The following is a 23,902-nucleotide window of genomic DNA, read 5'->3' on the forward strand; positions in this document are numbered from 1 at the left end:
ACGTCAAGCAGATCAGTCGGGCTGCACCGCACGCCGGTAACCATTGGGCGTCTGCCCGCTCAGGCGCTTGAAGAAGCGGGCAAAGTAGGTCGGGTCGCTGAAGCCGAGGTTGTCCGACAGCTGGCCGATGCTCATGCGCGTATAGATGAGGTTGCGCCGTGCCTCCAGCAGCAGGCGCTGGTGGATCACCTGCAACGCGGTCTGCCCGCTCAGCGCCCGGCACAGCTGGTTGAGTTGCAGGCTGGGAATGTTCAGGCGCGCGGCGAAGTCCTCCACCGACAGGTGTTCGCGGTAATGCGCTTCGACCAGCCGCAGGTACTGCCCGAGCAACTGCCGGTCACGCTCGTCACGGTTGCGTGGGGCCTGCCCCAGTTGCTGGCGGCGGCTGATCCACACCATCAGCGCGGTCACCAGCGCTTCGAGCATGGTCGCCCGCGCGGGGGCGTTGCCCTGGTATTCCTGTTGCAGCGTTTCGATCAGGCCGCGCAGCTGGACGCGGTCCTTGCCCAATGGGTAACACGCCGCTTTCGCCAGCACCCCTAGCGGTGCGCCCAGGCGCTGTTCGAGGTCGGCCACCAGCGCGGTGCCGAAGGTCAGCACATGGCCCTGGATATCGGCGCTGAAGCGAAAGCCATGCACGGTCAGGGGCGGCACCACCTGTATTGCAGCCTCGAGGATGGTGCTGCGCACACCTTCGATTTCCACCTGGGCTCTGCCGCGTTGGACATACAGCAGCTGAAACAGCTCGGCGTGCTGATGCGGCTTGATCTCCCAGTGGTGCAGGCGGCTGCGTGCCGGGATCGACTCGCAATGCAGCAGGTCGGTGCCGGGCCAGTGCTGGTTTTCGCCGTACAGCTGGAACAGCGGAACGCCGAGGAGGGTGGATCTCATGTCGTGATCGTCTGTCCGCTAATCGAACGTTTTTTGTAAAAGTGCATTTTTTGCATGGGATAACACACTTATTTGCCGGTTAGTACTAGTAAAAATGCAAGAGTACACCCTCTTGATGAGATAAAAACAATGAAAACTCAGGTTGCAATCATTGGCGCCGGTCCGTCCGGCCTGCTGCTCGGCCAGTTGCTGCACAAGGCCGGTATCGACACCGTCATCCTCGAACGCCAGACCCCCGAATACGTACTTGGCCGCATCCGCGCCGGGGTGCTGGAACAAGGCACCGTCGACCTGCTGCGCGAAGCCGGCGTCGCCGAGCGCATGGACCGTGAAGGGCTGGTCCATGAAGGCGTCGAACTGCTGGTTGCAGGCCGTCGCCAGCGCCTGGACCTGAAGGGCCTGACCGGCGGCAAGACGGTGATGGTCTACGGCCAGACCGAAGTCACCCGCGACCTGATGCAGGCCCGCGAAGCCAGCGGCGCGCCGATCATCTACGCCGCCAGCAACGTGCAGCCGCACGAACTCAAGGGCGAACGGCCGTACGTGACCTTTGAAAAGGACGGCCAGACCCACCACCTGGACTGCGACTACGTCGCCGGCTGCGATGGCTTCCACGGCGTATCGCGCAAGAGCATCCCCGAAGGTGTGCTCAAGGAGTACGAGCGGGTCTACCCATTCGGTTGGCTGGGCATGCTGTCCGATACCCCGCCGGTGAACCACGAACTGATCTACGCCCACCACGAACGGGGTTTCTCCCTGTGCAGCCAGCGCTCGCAGACGCGCAGCCGCTATTACCTGCAGGTGCCGCTGGAAGAGCGGGTGGAAGACTGGTCCGACGAGCGCTTCTGGAACGAACTCAAGGCGCGCCTGCCCGCAGACGTGGCACAGCAGCTGGTCACCGGGCCCGCACTGGAAAAGAGCATCGCGCCACTGCGCAGCCTGGTGGTCGAGCCGATGCAGTACGGCCACCTGTTCCTGGTCGGCGATGCCGCGCACATCGTCCCGCCAACGGGCGCGAAGGGCCTGAACCTGGCGGCGTCCGACGTCAACTACCTGTATCGGATCCTGGTCAAGGTGTACCGCGAGGGGCGTACCGACCTGTTGGAACAGTATTCGCCGCTGGCCCTGCGCCGGGTCTGGAAGGGCGAGCGTTTCAGCTGGTTCATGACCCAGCTGCTGCATGACTTCGGCGAGCACAAGGATGCCTGGGACCAGAAGATGCAGGAGGCCGACCGCGAGTACTTCCTCACATCGCCAGCGGGGCTGGTGAACATCGCCGAGAACTATGTGGGGTTGCCGTACGAAGAGGTGGTTTAGGGGTTTTGAGGGGAGGGCGAAAGAGGTTTGTCGCCTGTGAAATCAAGCGCCGCCCGCGCGGCGCATCGCGAGCTGCGCTCGCTCCTACGTTTGTTTCGGGCCAATGATGCCTGCGGGACTCGATATCGAGCCGTACTTCAAAGCGGCCGCGCGCGTTTGTTGCAGGTAAACTGGCCCGAAAGGACGCCGAATACCTTTCGGCGACCCCCCCGAAAGGACGCAACCCAATGCCCCGCCACCTCCCATCCCTCAAACTGCTGATCACCGTGCTGTGCCTGTCTGCCACCAGTGCCGTCACCTGGGCCGACCAGCCGCTGCCCACGCCCCCAGAGCTGCAGTCCGGCTACCGCAGTGGCCTGCATCCGGTGCAGGCCAGCCGGCACATGGTGGCGGCTGCCAACCCGCTTGCAAGCGAGGCCGGACGGGCGATGCTGCGTGCCGGTGGCAGCGCCATTGATGCGGCGATCGCCATGCAGATGGTGCTGACCTTGGTCGAGCCGCAATCCAGTGGTATCGGTGGTGGGGCATTCATCCTGTATTGGGATGGCCAGCGCGTGCAGGCCTTCGACGGCCGCGAAGCTGCACCGGCAGGGGTGACGGAAACGTTGTTCCTGCAAGCGGACGGGGCGCCCATGCCGTTTCGTGCAGCGCAGATCGGCGGCCGTTCCGTGGGTGTTCCGGGCGTGCTGCGGGCATTGAAACTGGCCCATGATCAGCACGGCAAACTGCCATGGAAGGACCTGTTCGGCCCTGCCATCGCCCTTGCACGCAATGGTTTTGCCGTTTCCGAGCGGCTGCACACGTTGGTCGCCGGCGATCCCTTCATTGCCCGCTCGCCGGCCATGGCGCGCTACTTCCTGGATGACCGGGGCAAGCCGCTGGCAGTCGGCACGATCCTGCGCAACTTGGCGCTCGCGCAGACCTTCGAGCGTATTGCAGAGCAGGGCGTCGATGCTTTCTACAGCGGTGAGATTGCCCAAGCCATGGTCGCTGAAGTGCGTCACCACGCCAATGCCGGGCAGTTGTCGCTCGAAGACTTGCAGCGTTACCAGGCCAAGGAGCGCGAACCGGTCTGTGGCCCCTACAAGGCCTGGAACATCTGCGGCATGCCACCGCCGTCGTCCGGTGGGGTGACCGTGTTGCAGACCCTGGGCATTCTCGACGCCTTGCAGCGCAGCTCGGCGCAGCGTGACCTGGCCGACCTGCCGCCGCGCCAGGTGGCCTCCGTGGCGGGGCTCGAACCCGCGCCGCAGGCCGTGCACCTGGTGGCCGAAGCCGAGCGCCTGGCCTACGCCGACCGCGCTCAGTACCTGGCCGACAGCGACTACGTGCCGGTGCCGGTCAAGTCGTTGCTCGACCCGGCCTACCTTGCCGAGCGCGCCAAGCAGGTGGGTGAGTACAGCCTGAAGCACGCCCGCCCGGGCACCCCGCAGGATGCCAACCTGGCCCTGGCGCCCGACCGCTCGCCGCTGCGGATTTCCACCTCGCACCTGTCTGCCGTCGATGACAATGGCCAGGCCCTGGCCATGACCACGTCGGTAGAATCGGCATTCGGTTCGCACCTGATGGTCGGCGGCTTTTTGCTGAATAACCACCTGACCGACTTTTCCTTCCTGCCCGCGGAAAACGGCAAGCCGGTGGCCAACCGGGTGCAGCCCGGCAAGCGGCCGTTGTCGGCGATGGCGCCAACCCTGGTGTTTTCGCGTGCCTCGGGCGAGCTGGTGGCGAGCCTCGGCTCCCCCGGCGGCTCGCAGATCATCGGCTACGTGAACAAGGCGTTGATTGGCCTGCTGGACTGGCATCTTGATCCGCAACAGGCAGCCAACCTGCCCAATTTCGGCAGCCGCAATGCCGGGACCGAAGTAGAAGCCGGGCTGGTCAGCCCGGCGCTGATCCGCCAGTTGGCCGCCTGGGGCCACGAGGTAACGCCGATGACCATGACCAGTGGCATGCAGATCATCCAGCGCACCGCCGAGGGTTGGGCCGGTGGCGCCGACCCGCGGCGCGAGGGTGTGGCGCTCGGCGACTAACGCGTTGCCGGGCCTGGAGTGGCGTGGTAGAAGTCAGTCTTGCCATTCAGTAGTTGAATACCAAGATGTCCATCAGCGTTAAATCGAATAGAGCCCTGTTCGACCTCGACCTGTTGCGCGCCATCGTCGTGGTGGCCGATTGCGGCAGCTTCACCACGGCCGCCGCGCGCCTGCACTCGACCCAGTCGACCATCAGCCAGAAGGTGCGCCGCCTCGAAGACATGGTCGGCCATCGCCTGCTGGTGCGCGGCAACCGCGACGTGTTGCCGACCGACGCCGGCCAGACCTTGCTCGGTTATGCCCGGCACATGCTGGCGCTGAACGACCAGATGCTCGAAGCCCTGGCCGGGGCCATGGTCGGGGTCACAGTGCGCCTGGGCGTGCCCGAGGATTTCGTCGGCGGGCGCACCACCAATGCGCTGTCGGCGTTCAGCCGCCTGCACCCGCAGGTCAAGCTGGAAGTCACCAGTGGCCTGTGCCGCGACCTCAGCCAGGCCTACGACAATGGCGAGCTCGACCTGGTGCTGCTCAAGCAGCGGCGCAACAGCCGCGAAGGCGTGGCCTGCTGGCCCGAGCGCCTGCAGTGGATCGACAGTGCACGCATGCCGGCGTTCGAGCTCGACCCGATTCCGCTGGTGACCTTCCCGCCACGGGGGCTGTACCGCGAAGACATGATCAGTGTCATCGAAGGCATGGGCCGGCGCTGGCGCATCAGCTTCACCAGTTCCAGCCTCAGCGGCATCCAGGCGGCAGTGGCCGACGGCATGGGCATCAGCCTGCTGCCACCGCGGGCGGCGACCGCTGAGCACCGGGTGCTGGGGCAGACGCAGGGGTTGCCGGAGGTGGACAGCTACGAGATCGTCATCGTGCACAAGCCGACGGCGGATGTGATGGTCAAGGATCTGGCCGGGGTGATGAGTCAGCTGTTGGCTGGCGGAGGGATCTGACTCTACTTTCAAGGCTTGCACAATTCCTTGCAGGAGCGGCCTTGCCCCGCGAACACCGGCGAGGCCGGTGCCAGACTATGCGGTTCATGGCAACGGCTTCGCCGGTGTTCGCGGGGCAAGCCCGCTCCTACACGTATCTCATCAGCCCTGGCGTCAAGGCATACCCAACCACTCCGGCAGCGCCAGCGAGATGAATGGCACATAGGTCACCAGCACCAGGAACAGCAGCAGGATCGACAGCCACGGCAGCGCGGCGCGGATTGTCTGCCCCAGCGTCAGCCCGGTCACCGCCGAGGTGACGAACAGGTTCAGCCCCACTGGCGGGTGCACCAGGCCGATCTCCATGTTCACCACCATCACGATGCCCAGGTGAATCGGGTCGATGCCCAGCTTCATGGCGATCGGGAAGAAGATCGGCGCCAGGATCAGGATGATCGCCGACGGCTCCATGAAGCTGCCGGCCACCAGCAGCACGATGTTGACCATGATCAGGAAACCGATCGGGGTCAGTCCCTCGGACATCACCCACTGGGTGATCTGCTGGGGGATCTGCTCGGTGGTCAGCACATGGGCGAAGAGCATGGCGTTGGCGATGATGAACAGCAGCATGATGGTCAGCCGGCCCGACTCCAGCAGCACTTTCGGGCAGTCACGCAGGCGCATGTCCTTGTACACGAACAGCGCGATGAACGCCGAGTAAACCGCCGCCACTGCCGCCGCTTCGGTGGGGGTGAACATGCCGCTGTAGATGCCGCCGAGGATGATCACCAGTAGCAACAGACCCCAGAACGCGCGCCGGGCGGTGCTCAGCCATTCAGTGAAGCTGGCCCGTGGCTGTGCCGGCAGTTTCTTGATGCGGGCGACGATGTAGATCGTCACCATCAGCGCTACACCGAGCAGGATGCCCGGCACCACGCCGGCCATGAACAGCTTGCCGACCGAGGTCTCGGTGGCCGCCGAGTACACCACCATGACGATCGACGGCGGGATCAGGATGCCCAGGGTGCCGGCGTTGCAGATGATCCCTGCGCCGAATTCGCGTGGGTAGCCAGAGCGCACCATGCCGGCCACGGCAATCGAACCGACGGCGGCCACGGTGGCCGGCGACGAACCCGATAGTGCGGCGAACAGCATGCACGCCAGCACCGCGGCTATCGCCAGGCCACCACGGATATGGCCGACACAGGCGTTGGCGAAGTCGATCAGGCGCTGGGCTACCCCACCGGTGGTCATGAACGCGCCCGACAGCAGGAAGAAGGGGATGGCCAGGAAGGTGTAGCTGTCGGAGGTCTCGAACAACTTGATCGCCAGCGAGCTGAGCGAGTCCTGGCTGAACAGCAGGATCGACAGCGCTCCCGACAGGCCCAGGGAGATGGCGATGGGCACGCCGAGGAACATGAACACGAACAGCAGCAGGAACAGGCAGATAACCGTCATCAGTGGTGCTCCTCACCGGGGTTGGCCAGCTTGCTGGCTTCGGCGGCCTCGTCGGCCAGGCCCAGGCCGTACTGGCGGTGGGTGAACAGGCGGTAGAGGATTTCCAGGTAGCGGATGATCACCAGGGCGAAACCGAACGGTACGATCAGCGCGATATGGCCGACCTTGATGCCGTAGCGGTCGAGGTCCTCTGCACCGATGCCGGCCACCAGCACCGCGCTGACCCACTTGATGCTGGCTACCAGGAACAGCCCGGCATAGGCCAGGCAGCAGGCGCAGGCAATCATCGCCAGCACCCGTTGCACCGGCTTGGGCGTGCGTCGCACCAGCACATCGACGCCGAGGTGGCCGGCGGTGCGCACGCCATAAGAGATACCGAAAAAGATCAGCCAGCCGAACAGCGCCTTGGTCAGGGCGATGCTCCAGGTCATTTCCTGGGCGTAGGCCATCAAGTGATCGCCGATGCTCAGCAGGGCGTCACTGGCGAAAGCCCAGTGATCACTGAGCGTGTAGAACATCGTGTAGAGGTTGTTCAGCGCCACGTAGAGAAAGGTCACCAAGGTCATGGCCGCCAGGAGAAAGGCGATCATGCCTTCCTCGAAGTGCTCCCAGACACGCCTGAGCGATTGCATAGGAATTCTCCAGACAGAGAGAGGGCAGGCCACCCGTGGAGCGGGTGGCCGGGGCAGGGCGCAAGAAGGGTCAGGAGGCCTTGTTGGCGTCGTCGGCGGCCTTGATCAGGTCGGCGCCGATCTGGTCGGAGAACTTCTCCCACACCGGACGCATGGCTTCACGCCATTGCTCGCGCTGCTCGGCGGTCAGCGAGTCGATCTCGCTGGTCTTGGCGTCGATGATCTTCTGCCTGGAGGTCTGGTTGAGGGCTTCGGCCTGCTTGTTCACCTCGACGGTGACCTCGTCCATGATCTTCTGCAATTCGCCGCGCACGTCTTCGGGGAGGCCGTTCCAGAACTTGGCGTTGGTGATCACCATGTAGTCGATCAGGCCGTGGTTGGTCTCGGTGAAGAAGGGCTGCACCTCGTTGACCTTCTGGCTCTCATAGTTCGACCAGGTGTTCTCGGTGCCGTTGACGGTGCCGGTCTGCAGGCCCTGGTAGACCTCGGCGAAGCTCATCTTGCGTGGGTTGGCGCGGATCGCTTTGAACTGCTCTTCAAGCACGCTGGAGGCCTGCACGCGGTACTTCAGGCCGCGGGCGTCCTTGGGCAGGATCACCTTCTTGTTCGCTGACAGTTGCTTGAGGCCGTTGTGCCAGTAGGCCAGGCCACGGATGCCCTTGTCTTCCATCGAGGTCAGCAGCGCCTTGCCTTGCGGGCCTTGCTGGAAGCGGTCGACGGCGGCCAGGTCGTTGAACAGGAACGGCAGGTCGAAGATTTGCACCTGTTTGTTGTAGTGCTCGAACTTGGCCAGCGAGGGTGCCAGCATCTGCACGTCGCCGAGCAGCAGGGCTTCCATTTCCTTACCGTCGCCGAACAGCGAGGAGTTGGGGTAGACCTCGACCTTGACCTTGTCCTTGAGTTGCGGGTCGGCGGCGACCAGCTTCTGGAACATCAGCGCGCCCTGGCCCTTGGGCGTGCTGTCGGCCACCACGTGGGCGAACTTGATGACGATTGGATCGGCGGCCTGGGTCAGGCCGGCCATGGACACTGCGGCGGCGCATAGCAGCGCCTGGGTCAGCTTCAACATCGGTGTCACCTCTGATTTATTGTTGTAGGAGGAGTGGAGTAAAGATGGACCAACGGGCTGCGTGTGGAGAATTAGCATTTGTATAAGGCGGCGTTCGGCTGAGGTGAACGCGGTCCTCCTGTACGGCCTCTTCACGGGACAAGCCGGCTCCTACAAGGGGTCACCTCATTCCTGTAGGAGCGGGCTTGTCCCGCGAAGAGGCCGGTATGTTCAGCCGAGACTCCCAGCCACCAACCGCTGCGCCCGCAACAGCACCGGGGCATCGACCATCTGCCCCTCCAGCTGGAAGGCCCCGGCACCGTTGGCTGCTTCACTCGCCGCCAGCACTCGCCGCGCCCATGCCAGCGCTTCGGCACTCGGCGCCAGCGCTGCATGGATCACCGCCACCTGCTGCGGATGAATGCACAACGCCCCGCCATACCCCATGTCATAGGCATGCCGCACGGCCCGCTGCAGCCCCTCGGCATCGGCGATGGCCGGGAACACCCCATCCAGCGGCGGCAGCAGGTCGGCCCCCCGTGAATGTAGCTGCACCGCCATGCGCGCCTGGTCGAGAAACTGCCGGGCCGCCTCGCTCTCGGTGTTCAAGCCCAGGTCCAGCGCCAGGTCGAGGCTGCCGAACGACAAGCGCTCGACACCTTCTGCCGCAGCAATCTGTGCCAGTGCCAGCAAGCCCTTGGCACTCTCGATGATTGGCCACACGGGCTTGCCGCCGTGGAAGGCCACCGCGACCTGAGTGGCGTTCTCCACCTTGGGTAACAGCAGCCCGGCGACCCCCGGCTGCTGTGCGCAGAAGGCCAGGTCGGTGGCGTGTTGCGGATGCTGTGGCGCGTTGACCCGCACCCATACCGAGGCCTGCGGCGTGGCCTGCAGAAACGCGGCCAGGTTGTCGCGGGCCTGCTGCTTCAGCGCCTCCTCGACGGCATCCTCGAAGTCGACGATCACCACATCGGCACCTGCCGCCAAGGCCTTGGCGAAACGTTCAGGCCGGCTGCCAGGCACGAACAGGGCGGAGCGCACCACGCTCATACAACGCCTCCTACGGCCAGGCTGGCGCGCTGTTCGGCGCTCAAGCCCAGTTCAGCGAGGATGCCCGCAGTGTGCTGCCCCAGCGCCGGTACGGCGTCCATGCGTGGGGTGAAGGCGGCATTGCGCCCCGGAGGCAGCAGCGACGGCAACTTGCCGGCCGGGCTATCGACTTCACGCCAGCTGTCGCGGGCCTGCAGCTGCGGGTGCTGCCACACGCCGTGCATGTCGTTGACCCGGGCGTTGGCGATCTGGGCGTCATCCAGGCGCGCCACCACCTCGTCGAGCGACAGGGCGGCGAAACGCTCGACGATGATCTGGCGCAGCACCTCGCGGTTTTCCGAGCGCTTGAAGTTGGCGCTGAAGCGGTCGTCGCTGGCCAACGCCGGGTCGAGCAGTACCTTTTCGCAGAACAGTGCCCATTCCCGTTCGTTCTGCAGGCCGAGCATGATCGTGCCGCCACCGCCGGTGGGGAACGGCCCGTACGGGTAGATGGTCGAGTGCGAGGCGCCCGCGCGCGGTGGGGGCGGCGCGCCGTCGTAGGCGTAGTACATCGGGTAGCCCATCCACTCCACCAGGCTTTCCAGCATCGACACGTCGATGCGGCTGCCCAGGCCGGTCTTGTCGCGCAGCAGCAGCGCCGACAGCACGCCGGTATAGGCATACATGCCAGCGGCGATGTCGGCGATCGAACAGCCGGCCTTGGCCATTTCCTCGTCGCCAGGGCCGCCGGTCACCGAGAGGAAGCCGCCCTCGCTCTGGATCAGCAGGTCGTAGGCCTTCTTCTTTTCATACGGGCCGCCTGCGCCGTAGCCGGAAATGTCGCAGACGATCAGGCGCGGAAAGCGCTGGTGCAAGGCGTCGAACGACAGGCCCATGCGTGCGGCGGCGCCGGGTGCAAGGTTTTGCACGAGCACGTCGGCCTTGGCCAGCAGGGCGTCGAGGATGCCGTCGGCGGCCTGCTGCTTGAGGTCGAGGGTGAGGCTTTCCTTGGAGCGGTTGGTCCACACGAAGTGCGAGGCCAGGCCGTCGACGCGCTGGTCGTAGCCACGGGCGAAGTCGCCGCTGCCGGGCCGTTCGACCTTGATCACGCGGGCGCCCAGGTCGGCCAGCTGGCGGGTGCAGAAGGGCGCGGCGATGGCATGTTCCAGGCTGACGACGGTGATGCCGTCCAGCGGGCGGGGTGCAGTTTGGGTCATGGGGTCACCTGTTCGTCATCAGTGCAGTGCGGCCAGCGATTGCGTATCGCGCAGTTGCCAGACCTGCTCGATCAGGGCCTGGCCCTGGGCCGGGCTGCGGGCACCGGAATAGGCCAGCAGGCGCTGGAACTTGGCTTCCAGCTCCGGGCGCGAAAGGGTGTTGCCGGGGTCGCCCTTGGGTTCGTCGATGGCGGCGTTGAAGTGACGGCCATCGTGGCAGGAGACTTCGACCCGGCCCAGCCAGCGGGCGGGGTAAGCGGCATCCACTTCGGGGTCCAGCTGCATTTCCACCTTTTCACGGAAGCTGGCAACCCGTGGGTCAGTCAGCGCCAGGTCGCGGAATTCAATGAGCTGCGCACTGCCATGCACGGCGATCAGGCCGAGCACGGTGCCCATGGAGAACTTGGCCTGGTGCACAGTGGTTGGCGTGGTGACCCGCCCGAGCACATCGATGGCGCCCTGGTGCACGCGGGTAACCACCTTGGCGATCTGCTCATGCTTCAGGCCTTCGCGTTGCATCAGCTGCAACAGCGCATCGGCGGCGGGATGGGTATGGCGGCACGAGGCGTGGAACTTGAACGAGGTTTCCGCCAGCGCCCAGCGGCTGCCCAGGCGGTCGCTCAGGCGTGCTGGGTCGGCGTCGCTGGACATGCCGGCGGCCAGGCCCTGGTCCCCTTCGAGGATGTTGCGCGCGCCGCTCAGGCCATCGGCGGTCAGGTAGGCGGCGAGCAGGCCATCGGCGGCGGCCTTGGCGGTGTGCAGCTGCTTGGAGTCGGCAGCATCGCGCAGGAACTCCCAAAGCCCGGCGGCCTGGGTGCCGGCGCTGCCGAGCAGGTTGATGAACTGGTCCTTGTCGAAGGCCAGCAGCTTGCCCACTCCCACGGCAGCGGCCAGGGTGCCGACGGTAGCGGTGGTGTGGAAGATGCGGTAATGCGAACGGCCGAGGAACTCACCGATACGGATGCCTGCCTCATAGCCGGCGACGCTGGCCAGCAGCAGGTCCTGGCCGGACTTGCCGAGGTCCTGGGCCGCTGCCAGCACGGCGGAGAACACCACCGTGGCCGGGTGCAGCACCGAGCTGTTGTGCAGGTCGTCCTGCTCGACCAGGTGCGAAGCGGCGCCGTTGACCAGCGCGGCGAAGTAGGGCGATGAGCTGCGCCCGCTGGTCAGCACGCGGGCGTTGTCTTGGGCGGGGCCCATGCGTTCGGCATAGCGTTCGAACAGCGGGATCGGGTGCGCGCCCTGGCTGGCCAGGGTCGAGCCGAGCCAGTCGAGGAACAGGTCTTCGGTGCGGTCGAGCACATGGCCAGGAATCTGTGCGTATTGCAGGTCGGCGAGGAAGCCTGCCAGGGCTTGGGTAGCTTGCATGCTCAGGCCCTCAGAAGCTGCGTGGCAGTTCGAGCAGGTGCTCGGCCACGTAGGACAGGATCAGGTTGGTGGAGATCGGCGCCACCTGGTACAGGCGGGTTTCGCGGAACTTGCGCTCGACGTCGTATTCGCAGGCGAAGCCGAAGCCGCCGTGGGTCTGCAGGCAGGCATTGGCCGCCTCCCACGAGGCCTTGGCCGCCAGGTACTTGGCCATGTTGGCGCTGGCCCCGGCGTTCTGCCCGCTGTCGTACTCGGCGCAGGCGCGCCAGCGCATCAGGTCGGCGGCCTCGATCTCGATATGGGCTTCGGCGATGGGGAACTGCACGCCCTGGTTCTGCCCGATCGGGCGGCCGAACACCACGCGGTCACGGGCGTAGGCGCTGGCCTTTTCGACGAACCAGCGGCCATCACCGATGCACTCGGCGGCGATCAGCGTGCGCTCGGCATTGAGGCCGTCGAGGATGTAGCGAAAGCCCTTGCCTTCCTCGCCGATCAGGCTGCTGGCCGGCAACTCGAGGTTGTCGAAGAACAGCTCGTTGGTCTCGTGGTTGACCATGTTGGCGATGGGCTGCACGCTCAGGCCGCTGCCGATGGCTTCACGCAGGTCGACCAGGAAGATCGACATGCCTTCGGATTTCTTCTTCACCTCCGGCAAGGGGGTAGTGCGTGCCAGCAGGATCATCAGGTCCGAGTGCTGGATGCGCGAGATCCACACCTTCTGGCCATTGATCACATACTTGTCGCCCTGGCGCACGGCGGTGGTCTTGATCTTGGTGGTGTCGGTGCCGGTGGTGGGCTCAGTCACGCCCATCGACTGCAGGCGCAGTTCGCCGCTGGCCAGCTTGGGCAGGTAATGGCGCTTCTGTTCCTCGCTGCCGTGGCGCAGCAGGGTGAACATGTTGTACATCTGCCCGTGCACGGTGCCGGAGTTGCCACCGCAGGCGTTCACCTCTTCGAGGATAACCGAGGCCTCGGCCAGGCCCAGGCCCGAGCCGCCGTATTCTTCGGGGATCATCGCCGACAGCCAGCCAGCATCGGTCATGGCCTTGACGAAGGCTTCCGGGAAGCCCTTTTCTTCATCGATCTTGCGCCAGTAGCAGGCGTCGAACTCGGCGCACAAGGCGCGCACGCCTTCGCGGATGGCGTTGAGGTCATCGCTGTTATACGTATGCATGGGGGATGTTCCCTGTCTGGTATCAGTCAAAAAGCACGTCGGCGCTCTGCGCCACGCCAGCGGCATTGCCGGCCCACAGCTGGGCCTGGCCTGGTGCGCTGATGCGCCCGGCCACTTCGAACGGAGTCGGCACGGTCAGCGGGCGTACGCCGCGGTAGGCGAAATGGCGCACGTGCTTGTCGGGGTTGGCGCGGATGAATGCGCGCAGGTTCAAGGTGGCAATCATCGGGCCGTGCACGACCAGGCCGGCGTAGCCCTCGGTTTCGCTGACGTAGGGGAAGTCGTAGTGGATGCGATGGCCGTTGAAGGTCACGGCGGAGTAGCGGAACAGCAGCGTCGGCGTCGGCGCGACCGCTTCGCTCCAGTCGGCCGGCGCGTCGGCCGGGGCGCTGTCGAGCTTGGGCGGGTTGGGCTCGCGGTAGACGATGTCCTGCTCTTCGCGCACGCACAGCTGGCCGTGTTGCGAGTAGTCGTGACGCACGGTGACGAACAGCAGGGCGCCGGTGCGGCCGTGCTTTTCCTCGATGTGCTGGATGGTCGACAGGCGATGGGCTTCGGCGCCGACCTTGAGCGGGGCGATGAACTCGACCCGGCCCCCGGCCCACATGCGGTTACGGTTGTCGGCCGGGGGCAGGAAGCCGCCGCGTGCCGGGTGGCCGTCCGGGCCCAGTTGCGACTCGGCCACCGGCTCCTGGAAGAAGCACCACATCCACAGCGGTGGCAGGGGTTGGCCGGCGGCAGGAGCGGTTTCGCCGAAGGTGGCGGCGATGCGCTTGATCAGGTTGCGGCTGAGCTCATCGACGGCCTCTTCCGTGCGGCCGATCCAGGCGCTGTAGTCGATGGGCGGGTGGGAAGCAGTCATAACCATGGGCCTCTGCATTTGTTGTTATGGGCCGATCATGCGAGGTGCCCGGCATTCTGTGAATTTGCATTTGTGTAAGGCAGCGTTCATGTATGCTGAACGCCATCGCCACGACCGGACCTCCCCATGCATTTCGACCTGGCAGACCTGCGGCTTTTCATCCATATCGGCGAATCGCCGAGCCTGACCCAGGGTGCGCGCCGGGCGTTCCTTTCGCCGGCCGCCGCCAGTGCGCGGATCAAGGCGCTGGAAGCCCAGCTCGACACGCGCCTGCTGTACCGCGATAGCCGTGGCGTCGAGTTGACCCCAGCGGGGCATAAACTGCTCATGCATGCCCGGCTGATCATGCGCCAGGTCGACTACCTGAAAGCCGAGTTCACCCAGTTCGGCACCGACCTGGCCGGACATATCCGCATCTTCGCCAACACCACTGCCGTCACCGAGTTCCTGCCTGAAGTGCTGGCCGGCTTCATGGCCAAGCGCCCCGGGGTGACCGTCGACCTGCAGGAGCGCCTGTCGCGGGACATCGTGCGCGGCGTGCTCGATGGCAGCAGCGACATGGGCATCATCGCAGGGCCGGTGGAGGCCAGCGGCTTGCAGGTGATGCACTTCAGCACCGACCGCCTGGTGCTGATCGTGCCGGCCGGCCATGAGCTGGCAGGGCGCAAGACGGTGACCTTGAAACAGACCTTGGACTTCCAGCATATCGGCCTGCACGACGGCAGCACCTTGCTGAGCTTCCTGCGGGACCATGTCGAGCGCATGGGCCTGAACCTGTCGCTGCGTATCCAGCTGTCGAGTTTCGAAGCCATCTGCCGGCTGGTGGAGGCGGGGGTGGGCATCGGCATCATCCCCGAGTCGGCAGCGCTGCGGCACAGCCAGACCATGGAACTGGTGACCATCAGCCTGGATGAGCCGTGGGCGGTGCGTGAGCGGAGCATCCTGGTGCGGGAACTGGATGCGTTACCGGGGACGGTGCGGGCGTTGATTGCGACGTTGATGCCAGAAGCTTGATGTCAGCGGTGCTAGCCGCTTCTTGCTCTTGCTCTTGCTCTTGCTCTTGCTCTTGCTCTGCTTTTGCTTTGGCTTATAAGCGCGCGATAGTTCAAGGCGACGCAGAGTGCGACTTCAGGAGGCCGAACGCAGGTCTTGCGGAGGGAGGTGACGGGCATGGATGCCCGTCAAGCGCTGGGCCCCAGGAAGGGGCCTGCAGCGCGGTCCTCCCCGGAGCAAGGCCGGATAATGGGAGCGGGCGGCGTTTGCTGAAAAGCAGAGCAAAAGCAGAGTACTTACTGGTGGAATCAGTCGCCGCTGACGAGCTGATAGGCCAGCTGGTTATGGCGTTCCAGTACGCGGGGCAGGTCGATGGTGATGATGCGGCCATCCTGCACCACCACGCGGCCATTGATCACGCTGGTATCGACGTGGGTCGGGGTGCAGAACACCAGGGCCGCCAGTGGGTCATGCAAGGCTCCGGCATAGGCCACGTGGCCCAGGTCAAAGGCGACGAAGTCGGCGATCATGCCTGGCGCCAGGGCACCAATGTCGCTGCGGTTGAGCACCTTGGCGCCGCCCAGGGTGGCGATTTCCAGAGCTTCGCGGGCGGTCATCGCGTCCGGGCCAAAGCCCACGCGCTGCAGCAGCAAGGCTTGGCGCACCTCGCCGATCATGCTGGCGCCGTCGTTGGAGGCCGAGCCGTCGACACCCAGGCCCACCGGTACGCCGTGGTCGCGCATCTTGCGGATCGGCGCGATACCCGAGGCCAGGCGCATGTTCGAGCAGGGGCAGTGGGCGACGCCGGTGCCGGTGCGGGCGAACAGCTCGATGCCGTGCTGGTCGAGCTGCACGCAGTGGGCGTGCCACACGTCGTGGCCGACCCAGCCGAGGTCTTCGGCGTACTCGGCCGGGGTCATGCCGAACTTCTCGCGGCTGTAGGCGATGTCGTTGACGTTCTCGGCCAAGTGGGTATGCAGCGACACCCCGTAGTTGCGCGCCAGCACAGCGGCTTCGCGCATCAGGTCGCGGCTGACCGAGAACGGCGAGCAGGGCGCCACCACCACGCGCAGCATCGAACCATGGCTGGCGTCGTGGTAGTCCTCGATCAGGCGCTGCGACTCCTTGAGGATGTCGCTTTCCTTCTCCACGACCGTATCGGGCGGCAGGCCACCCTGGCTGCGGCCCACGCTCATGCTGCCGCGAGCGGCATGGAAGCGCATGCCAATCTCGCCGGCAGCATGGATGCTGTCGTCGAGCTTGCAGCCGTTGGGGTAGATGTACAGGTGGTCGCTGGAAGTGGTGCAGCCCGACAGGATCAGCTCGGCCATGGCCGTCTGGGTCGAGACCGAGATCATTTCCGGGGTCAGCCGTGCCCAGATCGGGTACAGGTTGGTCAGCCAGTTGAACAGCTCACCGTCCTGGGCCGCCGGGACTACGCGGGTGAGGCTCTGGTACATGTGGTGATGGGTGTTGACCAGGCCCGGGATGACCACCTTTCCGGCCATGTCCAGGACCACGTCGGCGTGCTGCGGCAGCGTATCGCTGGGGCCGACCTGCTTGATCACATTGTCTTCGATGTACAGGCCGCCGCCTCTGATCTCGCGGCGTTCGCCGTCCATGGTGACCAACAGTGCGGCGTTCTTGACCAGGAGGGTCTTGGGGGAGTGTTGCAGGGAAGCTTGCATGGCTCATGCCTGGCGCAATACGCAGCGACGTTGGCCGGTGTCGTAGGCGCACAGGCATGCATGTAAGCAAAGTTTGAAATTTTTGTATACAGAAAAATGCCGGGGCCCGCAGGCCCCGGTTGGCTTCAACCCGCCTGCACGGGCGCCTTGCTGGTGCCTTTGCGCAGGCCCATGACACCCCAGGCGAGGCCCAGCACGGCCGCGATCACCGAGCCGGACAGCACGCCGAGCTTGGCTGCGCCCAGCGAGGCCGGGTCGCTGTAGGCCAGGTTGGCAATGAAGATCGACATGGTGAAGCCGATGCCGGCCAGCAGGCCGATCAGGGTGATGCCGCGCCAGTTGACCTGGGCCGGCAGGCTGCACCAGCCCAGGCGCACCATCAGCCAGCTGACGCCGATGATGCCCAGCGGCTTGCCGGCCACCAGCGCCACGGCCACCGCCATCATCACCCAGTGCGGCGCCTCGGCGGACAGGTCGATGCCGGACAGGCCCACACCGGCGTTGGCCAGGGCGAACAGCGGCATGATCGCGTACGCCACCCAAGGGTGCAGGGCGCCGCCCACACGGGTCACCGGTGGTACCAGTTCACGCTGGGCCAGACGCAGGCGCTTGAGCGGGGTGCTCAGGTCGCCGGAGTCCTGCTCGGGGGCCTTGGCGCGGCCGAGCAGGTCGTTGGTGAAGCGCGAGACCGCATCCAGCGGGCGCTCGCCCATCGGCATGGCGGCAACCGGGGTCATCAGGCCGAGGATCACGCCGGCCAGGGTTGGGTGGGCACCGGTCATCAGCATGCCGAGCCAGGTGATGGCGCCGGGGATGACATAGGCCCAGGCCGAACCGACGCCTATCTTCTGCAGCCCGACCACCAGCAGCAGGCCGATGGCAGCCACGCCGAAGCCGCTGTAGTCGAGGCCACCGGAATAGAAGATGGCGATGATCAGCACGGCGATGATGTCATCGATGATCGCCAGTGCCAGCAGGAACACGCGGATGTTGGACGGGATCGACTTGCCCAGCAGAGCCAGCACGCCGACCGCGAAGGCAATGTCTGTAGCGGTCGGCACGGCCCAGCCTTGCTGCTCGGCCGGCGCATGGCCGAAGGCCAGGTAGATCAATGCGGGGACGGCGACGCCGCCCACCGCAGCGGCCATGGGCAGCGTGGCCTGGCGCAGGCTGGATAGGGCACCTTCGTGGATTTCGCGACGAATCTCCATGCCCACCACCAGGAAGAAGATGGTCATCAGGCCATCGTTGATCCAGAAGTGCAGGGACTGGGAGAAGCTCAGCGAACCGATGCCGAAGCTGATCGGCGTGTGCCAAAGGGCGTCGTAGCTGGCAGCGGCCGGGGAGTTGGCCCAGATCAGGGCAGCGACGGCGGTGATCAGCAGGACGATGCCGCTGACCGCTTCGATGTGCAGGAATCGCTCGAAATTGGCGAAGGCGCGTTGGGCCAGCAGCTGGGCACGCGTCAATTTGGTTTTTTGCATAGGCGCAAGAACTCCCGCTGGCGGCCCGACCGGCGTTGTTCGATTAACCTGCTTCACTGCACTTTGCAGCTAGCACCCGGGGGGAAGTCTACCGGGTGGTGGCGCTTAGGCCAAGTCGGCGGCGTTGAAATCGGCAATATCGCTGTGCCACTATCGGCCCACCTTGCTGGTCGTGCATGGCACTCGCCCGGCATCATCGTTCTGGCTGTTTACACTGTTGAAATCCCCACTCAGAGGGTGCATGGAATGGAGCAGCCAGCCGTGAGCAATGGCGGACGCGGGGCCCCTCTGCAACTGCTGGTGGCGATGGCCATCATGCTCGGCATGCTGCTGCTCGGCGCCGGCCTGGCCTGGCAGGGCTACCGCGGTATCAGCCAGGCGCTGGTGGCCGCCGCAGGCGATGCCGCGCAACAAGTCGGCAAGACCATCGACGAACGGGCGCGGCGCCTGGTCGATCCTGCACAGAGCAGCATCCGCCTGCTGGCCTTCAACCCGGCCGCAAGCAACCTCTCGCAGCGCCTGGAGCGCTTGGCACAGCTGGTCGAAAGCCTGAATGCCAACAAGATGCTCAGCGCCGCCTACATTGGTTACCCCAACGGCGAGTTCCTGCTAGTGCGCCGCTTGCGCGACCCGCAGTTGCTGGAGCGCTTTGCTGCGCCAGCGGGCACGCGCTTTCTGGTGCAGAGCGTCAGCCTGGGCGAGGGTGGGGCGATGTCGGGGGAATGGCGTTTCTATGACCAGGCCCTGAGCCTGCTCAAGACCCAGGCCATGGCGGACTATCACTACGATCCACGCACGCGGCCCTGGTTCGCTGATGCCTCCGTGCAAGCTGGTACCGTACTGACTCACCCCTACGTGTTTTTCACCACCCGCGAGATCGGCATGACCATGGCCCAGCGCAGCGTCGACGGCGCGGCGGTGCTCGGCATGGATGTCTCGGTCAACGACCTGGCCAGTGAAACCCGCGACCTGCGCATGACCCCGGGCACCGAAATCGCCGTGGTCGACGACCAGGGTAATGTGGTGGCGTACCCGGACCTGCAGCGGGCCATCGTGCACGAAGGTGAGTCGGTGCGTTTGTCACGTGTTGCTGAACTGGGTATCCCCAGCTTGCAGCAGCTCTACAGTCATCTGCCCCAAGGCACCCGACCAGAGGCCTATGAGGTGGATGGCGCAACCTGGTACGGCATGCGCGTGCAGCTGACCAATCTCGCCGGGCAGGACCTGCAAGTGCTGATCGCGGTGCCTGCGCAGGAGCTGCTGGCAAGCGCACGCCAGGTGTTGTTCAGGCAGATGCTGTGGACGGCCATGCTGATGGCCGTGCTGCTTCTGCTTGGCGGGTTGCTCGGCCAGCGCATCGGCCGCCCGCTGCATCAATTGGCCGAGCAGGTACGTGGACTGGCCGACTTCGATTTCAGTCGCGAAGTTGGGGTGGCATCGCGGGTGTCCGAGGTGAAAGAGCTGAGCCGGGTGTTGAGCCGCATGTCCGGCACCATCCGCAGTTTCCAGGCGATGACCCTGATACTCAGCCGCGAGACTCAACTGGAGCGCATGCTCGATGGCGTGCTGACGCATCTGGTGGAGGCTGCCGGGGTCAGCGCAGGCGTGGTATACCTGTTCGAGGAAGACCGTGCCCGCCTGCGCCTGGCGGCTGCGTGCCGAGGCGATGGCTACCCCGAGGCGCTGGCGGTCGGCGAGGGCGATCATCGCGACCTGGCTGCGGCAGTTACCCAGGGCCTGGCACTGGGCGGGCGCAGTCTTGCGGTGGAGCTCAAAGACCGTGGTCACGACCTGCTCGGCATTCTCGTCCTGGCATTGAAGGGCGAGAATGCTGAAGTAGGCGAGCCGTTCCGCCGCTTCGTCGAAGAATTGTCCGGTGCCGCCGCCGTGGCCATCGAGACGCGCCAGCTGGTCGAAGCCCAGAAGCGCCTGCTGGAGTCGATGATCAAGCTGCTGGCTGATGCCATCGATGCCAAGAGCCCTTATACCGGGGGCCACTGCGAGCGCGTGCCGCAGTTGGCGCAGATGCTGCTGGACAAGGCCGTGCAGGCCGACAGTGGCCCGTATGCCGATTTCAGCATGACCGAGGCCGAGCGCTACGAATTCCACATTGCCGCCTGGCTGCACGATTGTGGCAAGGTCACCAGCCCTGAATACGTGGTGGACAAGGCGACCAAGCTGGAGACCCTGTACAACCGCATTCATGAAGTCCGCATGCGTTTCGAAGTGCTCTGGCGCGATGGCGAGCTGGCCTATTGGCAGGGCCTGGCAGCGGGGCAGGACAAATCGGTGCTGCAACGCTGGCTGGAGCAGTACCGTGGCGAGCTGCAGGATGAGTTCGCCTTCGTCGCCAAGGCCAATATCGGCGGCGAGTTCATGCAGGATGAGGACGTACAGCGCTTGCAGCGCATCGGTCAGCGCCGCTGGCTGCGCTATTTCGACAACCGCCTGGGCATTTCCCGCGATGAGGAGCAGCGCCATGCCGGTGCGGCACCAGCGCCCTTGCCGGTGGCTGAGCCGCTGCTGGCCGACCGCCCGGACCACCAGCTACCCTGGGGCCCGCGCAAGCCGCCGGTGGCCAAGGACGACCCGCGTAACATCTGGGGCTTCGACATGCGCCTGCCGGCCAATGCCAGCAACCACGGCGAGCTGTACAACCTGGCAATCCGCCGTGGCACGTTGAACGACGAAGAGCGCTTCAAGATCAACGAACACATCGTGCAGACCCTCATCATGCTCAGGTCGCTGCCATTCCCGCGTCAGATGCGGCGGGTGCCGGACATTGCCGGCAACCACCACGAGCGGATGGACGGCGGCGGCTATCCGCGGCGATTGGGCAGGGACGACCTGAGCATCGCCGAGCGGGTGATGGCCATTGCCGATATCTTCGAGGCGCTGACCGCCGCCGACCGTCCGTACAAGGCGGCGAAGAGCTTGTCCGAGTCGGTGAAGATCCTGGTGTTCATGGCCCGCGACCAGCACATCGACGGGCAGCTGCTGCGGTTGTTCCTCAGCAGCGGGGTGTACCTGGAGTACGCCCGGCGCTTCCTGCGCAGCGAGCAGATCGATGAGGTGGATGTGGCGTATTGGCTGGCCCAGCTGGAGGAGCAGCCCGAGCGGACCTAGCGCACTTTCCGGACCTTGCCCGTACACACGATGCCTTGTACGAACGCCACCATCTGCTCCCGCCCCCAGTGCGCTTGCCCGCGTGAGCCGCCCCTGGCTGGGTTCAGGCCGCATACAGCACGATGGCCGCCAGTTCGATTGCACATAACATGGTGACGCCAAGGGCAAGCAGCAGGTGTTCGGTGACACCGGACACCACGCCCTCGTCGTGCAGGCCGCGCACCAGGTGGTGATAACGCCGCCTCAGGCGCAGCCAGGTGGCGCCGGCCAGCAGCAGGCAAAGTGCCGCGGGTAGCGCCGCAAACCAATGGTGATGGGGCACCCAGCGCAAGTACATGCAACAGCAGACGACCAGCGCCAGGATGGTCCGCCGCCATGCCAGCAAGGTGCGCTCCGGCTGCAAGCCGTCATCGGCGTGGGCCAGTTGCGGGTCAGGCATGGAAGAACACTGCATAGGCAAAGAACACCATCACCAGCGACACGCCAATCGACAGCGCCGGGGCTATCAGCGGGAACGGCAGCGGGCGCTTCTGGCGCATGGCCCGTTCCACATTGAGCCAGCGCACGAAGGCCGGCAGGCTCAGCAGCAGGGCCAGGCTGATCAACGCCACCGCCAGCAGGCGGCGGGTGCCGGGGCTGAAGATCTCGGCGGTAAACATGTCCACGGCGATGCCGCTGGCCAGCAGCGCCAGCGCGGTCCTGATCCAGGCCAGGAAGGTGCGTTCGTTGGCCAGGGTGAAGCGCGGGTCCGGTTCCTGGCCGTCGGCGAGGAGTTTGCTGGCCAGCCAGCCGCGTGAGGGCTCGGTGTTCTTGTTCAAGGGCAGTCGTCCTCCTCGGATAAGGTCGGTGGGCACGTGTCAGCCTCAGTTTGAGTGGCAAACCCTGGCAATGTCCATGGTTCGCCAGCCGCTGGCGCTATTCGTACTCGGTTACGCCGCTGATATGCCGCCCGGCGACATAGCCAAAGGTCAGCGCTGGCCCAAGGTTGATGCCGCCGGACGGGTACCAGCCGCCGAACACGCTGGCCATGTCGGTGCCGGCCGCGTACAGGCCGCTGATCGGCTGGCCTTCGTCGTTCAGCACGCGGGCGTGGCCGTCGGTGCGCAGGCCGGCGAAGGTGCCGAAGCAGCCGGGCTGTACCTTCACCGCATAGAACGGCCCTTGCTCGATGGGCGCCACGCAGGGGTTCGGCCCCTTGTGCAGCGGGTCGCCCTGCTTGCGGTTGAATGGTGTCGAGCCACGGCCGAAGGCCGGGTCCTGGCCTTGGCGTGCATGCTGGTTGAATTCAGCGACCGTGGCGCTCAGGCCGGCGGGGTCGATGCCGCAAGCCTGGGCCAGTTGTTCCAAGGTGGCGCCGCGTTTCAGGTAGCCGCTGCGCAGGTGTGGTCCTACCGGCAGGGGCGCCGGACGCGCATGGCCAAGGCCGAAGCGGCGCAGGAAGCGGTGGTCGCAGATCAGCCAGGAACAGACTTCCTCGCCCTGCGGCACGGCGGCGACCATGGCGGACACATAGTCGTAATAGCCGTGCGCCTCATTGACGAAGCGCTTGCCGTTGGCAAGCACGCCGATGATGCCCGGCTTGCCGCGCTCGATGATGTGCGGGAAGTGGCCGACGCTGCCGTCGCGGTGCGGCACCTTGGACACTGGCGCCCAGGCCACCGGCGACTGCAGGTCAGCGGCCACCACGCCTCCGGCTGATTCGCCCAGGCGCAGGCCGTCCCCGGAGCAGGATGGCGGGGGCAGGGCGAGGTTGTCGTGGCCGCTGGCATCGCGCGGGAACAGTTGCTGGCGCCGTGCTGGGTCATTGGGGAAGCCGCCTGCGGCCAGCACCACGGCCTTGGCGCGAATCGCCCGTTCGCCTTGCGCGGTTGCCACCATAGCCCCCAGCACCTTGCCGTCTTCCACCAGCAGGCCCTTGGCCGCGGTCGACTCGATCATCTGCACGCCCAGGTCATCCGCCGACTTCGCCAGCCGTGCCACCAGCGCCACCCCATTGACCAGGTGCATCGCCCGGCCATGGCGGGCCAGGTGGTAGAGGTGGCGTGTGAAGCGTTTGCACACGTGCAGCAAGGCGCGCGGCGAGCGGGTCATGTTGAGGAAGGCGGCCAGGTCGGCACCGGCCATGATCGGCATGCCGATGAACGAGGTCTCGCGCATCGTCTTGCGCAGGCGCGGCAGCAGTGCGCCGAGCTGGCGGGCATCGTAGGGCGCGGCAATCACCTGGTGGCCACCGAGGGCGGCGCCGGGCGTGTCGCCGTGCATGTCGGGGATGGCGTTGCCGTCGGCGAATTGCAGGGCCGTGTGCTGCTCGAAAAAGGCGACCATGTGCGGGCAGGCTTCAAGGAAGGCATCGACACGCTCGGCGTTGTAATGGCTGCCCAGTTCGTTGCGCAGGTAGGTGCGCGGCTGGTCGATGTCCTCGACGATACCGGCGCGCCGTGCCAGCGGATTGCGTGGCACCCAGGCCCAGCCGCCGGACCAGGCGGTGGCGCCGCCAAGTACCGGGTCTTTCTCGACCAGGATGACCTTCTGCCCGTGCCAGGCAGCCGTGACCGCCGCTGCCAGGCCGGCTGCGCCGGAGCCGATGACCAGTACGTCGCAGTCGCTTGGGAAGGGTTCGGCGGGCATTGCGGTTTCTCCTGTATTATTATTGGAACAT

General features: G+C 65.6%; 19 protein-coding genes. 5 read left to right on the top strand and 14 right to left on the bottom strand.

The window, feature by feature from the left end:
* Positions 1–12: 12 nt before the first annotated feature.
* Entirely contained in the window at positions 13–891 is an 879-nt protein-coding gene (locus BGP85_RS02365; protein ID WP_103447864.1) for a helix-turn-helix domain-containing protein, read from the bottom strand.
* Positions 892–1,020: 129 nt separating this feature from the next.
* Here BGP85_RS02365 and pobA point away from each other — a divergent pair, with 129 nt between their 5' ends.
* The 3 genes from pobA (at position 1,021) to BGP85_RS02380 (ending at position 5,185) form a co-directional block, all read left to right on the top strand.
* Positions 1,021–2,208, top strand: a complete 1,188-nt coding sequence (gene pobA, locus BGP85_RS02370; RefSeq protein ID WP_103447863.1) for a 4-hydroxybenzoate 3-monooxygenase — start codon at positions 1,021–1,023, stop codon at positions 2,206–2,208.
* 227 nt (positions 2,209–2,435) lie between these two features.
* Positions 2,436–4,238 (top strand): gamma-glutamyltransferase, encoded by a 1,803-nt coding sequence (gene ggt / locus BGP85_RS02375; RefSeq protein ID WP_103447862.1) that lies wholly within the window; start codon positions 2,436–2,438, stop codon positions 4,236–4,238.
* Between the two features lie 65 nt (positions 4,239–4,303).
* Positions 4,304–5,185: a LysR substrate-binding domain-containing protein gene (locus tag BGP85_RS02380; protein WP_103447861.1), complete on the top strand. Its 882-nt coding sequence runs from the start codon at positions 4,304–4,306 to the stop codon at positions 5,183–5,185.
* Between the two features lie 153 nt (positions 5,186–5,338).
* On the opposite strand, the gene dctM is transcribed toward BGP85_RS02380, so the two are convergent.
* The 8 genes from dctM to BGP85_RS02420 form a co-directional block, all read right to left on the bottom strand.
* On the bottom strand, positions 5,339–6,622 hold the full coding sequence (dctM, locus tag BGP85_RS02385) for a C4-dicarboxylate TRAP transporter large permease protein DctM (protein WP_103447860.1): 1,284 nt from the start codon (positions 6,620–6,622) through the stop codon (positions 5,339–5,341).
* Positions 6,622–7,254 (bottom strand): TRAP transporter small permease, encoded by a 633-nt coding sequence (locus BGP85_RS02390; RefSeq protein ID WP_103447859.1) that lies wholly within the window; start codon positions 7,252–7,254, stop codon positions 6,622–6,624. Before BGP85_RS02390 ends, dctM begins: the two co-directional genes overlap by 1 nt.
* Before the next feature lie 70 nt (positions 7,255–7,324).
* A complete protein-coding gene (locus BGP85_RS02395) occupies positions 7,325–8,323 on the bottom strand; it encodes a TRAP transporter substrate-binding protein (RefSeq protein ID WP_103447858.1) in 999 nt (332 codons plus the stop codon).
* A 210-nt stretch (positions 8,324–8,533) separates the two neighbouring features.
* Positions 8,534–9,352 (bottom strand): HpcH/HpaI aldolase/citrate lyase family protein, encoded by an 819-nt coding sequence (locus tag BGP85_RS02400; RefSeq protein WP_103447857.1) that lies wholly within the window; start codon positions 9,350–9,352, stop codon positions 8,534–8,536.
* On the bottom strand, positions 9,349–10,548 hold the full coding sequence (locus BGP85_RS02405; protein WP_103447856.1) for a CaiB/BaiF CoA transferase family protein: 1,200 nt from the start codon (positions 10,546–10,548) through the stop codon (positions 9,349–9,351). Before BGP85_RS02405 ends, BGP85_RS02400 begins: the two co-directional genes overlap by 4 nt.
* An 18-nt stretch (positions 10,549–10,566) precedes the next feature.
* Positions 10,567–11,916, bottom strand: coding sequence for an MmgE/PrpD family protein (locus BGP85_RS02410; RefSeq protein ID WP_103447855.1), 1,350 nt, complete (start codon positions 11,914–11,916; stop codon positions 10,567–10,569).
* A gap of 10 nt (positions 11,917–11,926) precedes the next feature.
* Positions 11,927–13,090, bottom strand: a complete 1,164-nt coding sequence (locus BGP85_RS02415) for an acyl-CoA dehydrogenase family protein (RefSeq protein ID WP_103447854.1) — start codon at positions 13,088–13,090, stop codon at positions 11,927–11,929.
* A 22-nt stretch (positions 13,091–13,112) separates the two neighbouring features.
* Positions 13,113–13,952 (bottom strand): FAS1-like dehydratase domain-containing protein, encoded by an 840-nt coding sequence (locus BGP85_RS02420; protein ID WP_103447853.1) that lies wholly within the window; start codon positions 13,950–13,952, stop codon positions 13,113–13,115.
* Between the two features lie 126 nt (positions 13,953–14,078).
* Here BGP85_RS02420 and BGP85_RS02425 point away from each other — a divergent pair, with 126 nt between their 5' ends.
* Positions 14,079–14,966, top strand: coding sequence for a LysR family transcriptional regulator (locus BGP85_RS02425; RefSeq protein ID WP_103447852.1), 888 nt, complete (start codon positions 14,079–14,081; stop codon positions 14,964–14,966).
* A gap of 287 nt (positions 14,967–15,253) precedes the next feature.
* Here BGP85_RS02425 and BGP85_RS02430 read toward each other — a convergent pair whose 3' ends face one another.
* On the bottom strand, positions 15,254–16,633 hold the full coding sequence (locus BGP85_RS02430; RefSeq protein ID WP_103447851.1) for an 8-oxoguanine deaminase: 1,380 nt from the start codon (positions 16,631–16,633) through the stop codon (positions 15,254–15,256).
* A gap of 125 nt (positions 16,634–16,758) precedes the next feature.
* The gene (gene nhaA, locus BGP85_RS02435; protein WP_103447850.1) at positions 16,759–18,117 is read right to left on the bottom strand and encodes a Na+/H+ antiporter NhaA; all 1,359 of its coding nucleotides are present in this window, start codon (positions 18,115–18,117) and stop codon (positions 16,759–16,761) included.
* A 246-nt stretch (positions 18,118–18,363) separates the two neighbouring features.
* On the opposite strand from nhaA, the gene BGP85_RS02440 reads away from it, so the two are divergent.
* The gene (locus tag BGP85_RS02440; protein ID WP_103447849.1) at positions 18,364–21,243 is read left to right on the top strand and encodes an HD domain-containing phosphohydrolase; all 2,880 of its coding nucleotides are present in this window, start codon (positions 18,364–18,366) and stop codon (positions 21,241–21,243) included.
* A gap of 103 nt (positions 21,244–21,346) precedes the next feature.
* Here BGP85_RS02440 and BGP85_RS02445 read toward each other — a convergent pair whose 3' ends face one another.
* The 3 genes from BGP85_RS02445 to BGP85_RS02455 all read right to left on the bottom strand — a co-directional run bounded on the left by BGP85_RS02445 (position 21,347) and on the right by BGP85_RS02455 (position 23,871).
* Positions 21,347–21,682: a DUF202 domain-containing protein gene (locus BGP85_RS02445; protein ID WP_103447848.1), complete on the bottom strand. Its 336-nt coding sequence runs from the start codon at positions 21,680–21,682 to the stop codon at positions 21,347–21,349.
* The gene (locus BGP85_RS02450) at positions 21,675–22,061 is read right to left on the bottom strand and encodes a YidH family protein (RefSeq protein ID WP_219811526.1); all 387 of its coding nucleotides are present in this window, start codon (positions 22,059–22,061) and stop codon (positions 21,675–21,677) included. Before BGP85_RS02450 ends, BGP85_RS02445 begins: the two co-directional genes overlap by 8 nt.
* 97 nt (positions 22,062–22,158) lie before the next feature.
* Positions 22,159–23,871: an FAD-dependent oxidoreductase gene (locus BGP85_RS02455; RefSeq protein ID WP_103447847.1), complete on the bottom strand. Its 1,713-nt coding sequence runs from the start codon at positions 23,869–23,871 to the stop codon at positions 22,159–22,161.
* Between the last annotated feature and the right edge of the window lie 31 nt (positions 23,872–23,902).

The organism is Pseudomonas putida (assembly GCF_002906855.1).
GTDB classification, from domain to species: domain Bacteria; phylum Pseudomonadota; class Gammaproteobacteria; order Pseudomonadales; family Pseudomonadaceae; genus Aquipseudomonas; species Aquipseudomonas putida_N.

Excerpts from the sequence above, each read along its gene's own strand:
- BGP85_RS02365 (WP_103447864.1), bottom strand. The coding sequence starts at position 891 with ATGAGATCCACCCTCCTCGGCGTTCCGCTGTTCCAGCTGTACGGCGAA.
- pobA (WP_103447863.1), top strand. The coding sequence starts at position 1,021 with ATGAAAACTCAGGTTGCAATCATTGGCGCCGGTCCGTCCGGCCTGCTG.
- ggt (WP_103447862.1), top strand. The coding sequence starts at position 2,436 with ATGCCCCGCCACCTCCCATCCCTCAAACTGCTGATCACCGTGCTGTGC.
- BGP85_RS02380 (WP_103447861.1), top strand. The coding sequence starts at position 4,304 with ATGTCCATCAGCGTTAAATCGAATAGAGCCCTGTTCGACCTCGACCTG.
- dctM (WP_103447860.1), bottom strand. The coding sequence starts at position 6,622 with ATGACGGTTATCTGCCTGTTCCTGCTGCTGTTCGTGTTCATGTTCCTC.
- BGP85_RS02390 (WP_103447859.1), bottom strand. The coding sequence starts at position 7,254 with ATGCAATCGCTCAGGCGTGTCTGGGAGCACTTCGAGGAAGGCATGATC.
- BGP85_RS02395 (WP_103447858.1), bottom strand. The coding sequence starts at position 8,323 with ATGTTGAAGCTGACCCAGGCGCTGCTATGCGCCGCCGCAGTGTCCATG.
- BGP85_RS02400 (WP_103447857.1), bottom strand. The coding sequence starts at position 9,352 with ATGAGCGTGGTGCGCTCCGCCCTGTTCGTGCCTGGCAGCCGGCCTGAA.
- BGP85_RS02405 (WP_103447856.1), bottom strand. The coding sequence starts at position 10,548 with ATGACCCAAACTGCACCCCGCCCGCTGGACGGCATCACCGTCGTCAGC.
- BGP85_RS02410 (WP_103447855.1), bottom strand. The coding sequence starts at position 11,916 with ATGCAAGCTACCCAAGCCCTGGCAGGCTTCCTCGCCGACCTGCAATAC.
- BGP85_RS02415 (WP_103447854.1), bottom strand. The coding sequence starts at position 13,090 with ATGCATACGTATAACAGCGATGACCTCAACGCCATCCGCGAAGGCGTG.
- BGP85_RS02420 (WP_103447853.1), bottom strand. The coding sequence starts at position 13,952 with ATGACTGCTTCCCACCCGCCCATCGACTACAGCGCCTGGATCGGCCGC.
- BGP85_RS02425 (WP_103447852.1), top strand. The coding sequence starts at position 14,079 with ATGCATTTCGACCTGGCAGACCTGCGGCTTTTCATCCATATCGGCGAA.
- BGP85_RS02430 (WP_103447851.1), bottom strand. The coding sequence starts at position 16,633 with ATGCAAGCTTCCCTGCAACACTCCCCCAAGACCCTCCTGGTCAAGAAC.
- nhaA (WP_103447850.1), bottom strand. The coding sequence starts at position 18,117 with ATGCAAAAAACCAAATTGACGCGTGCCCAGCTGCTGGCCCAACGCGCC.
- BGP85_RS02440 (WP_103447849.1), top strand. The coding sequence starts at position 18,364 with ATGGAGCAGCCAGCCGTGAGCAATGGCGGACGCGGGGCCCCTCTGCAA.
- BGP85_RS02445 (WP_103447848.1), bottom strand. The coding sequence starts at position 21,682 with ATGCCTGACCCGCAACTGGCCCACGCCGATGACGGCTTGCAGCCGGAG.
- BGP85_RS02455 (WP_103447847.1), bottom strand. The coding sequence starts at position 23,871 with ATGCCCGCCGAACCCTTCCCAAGCGACTGCGACGTACTGGTCATCGGC.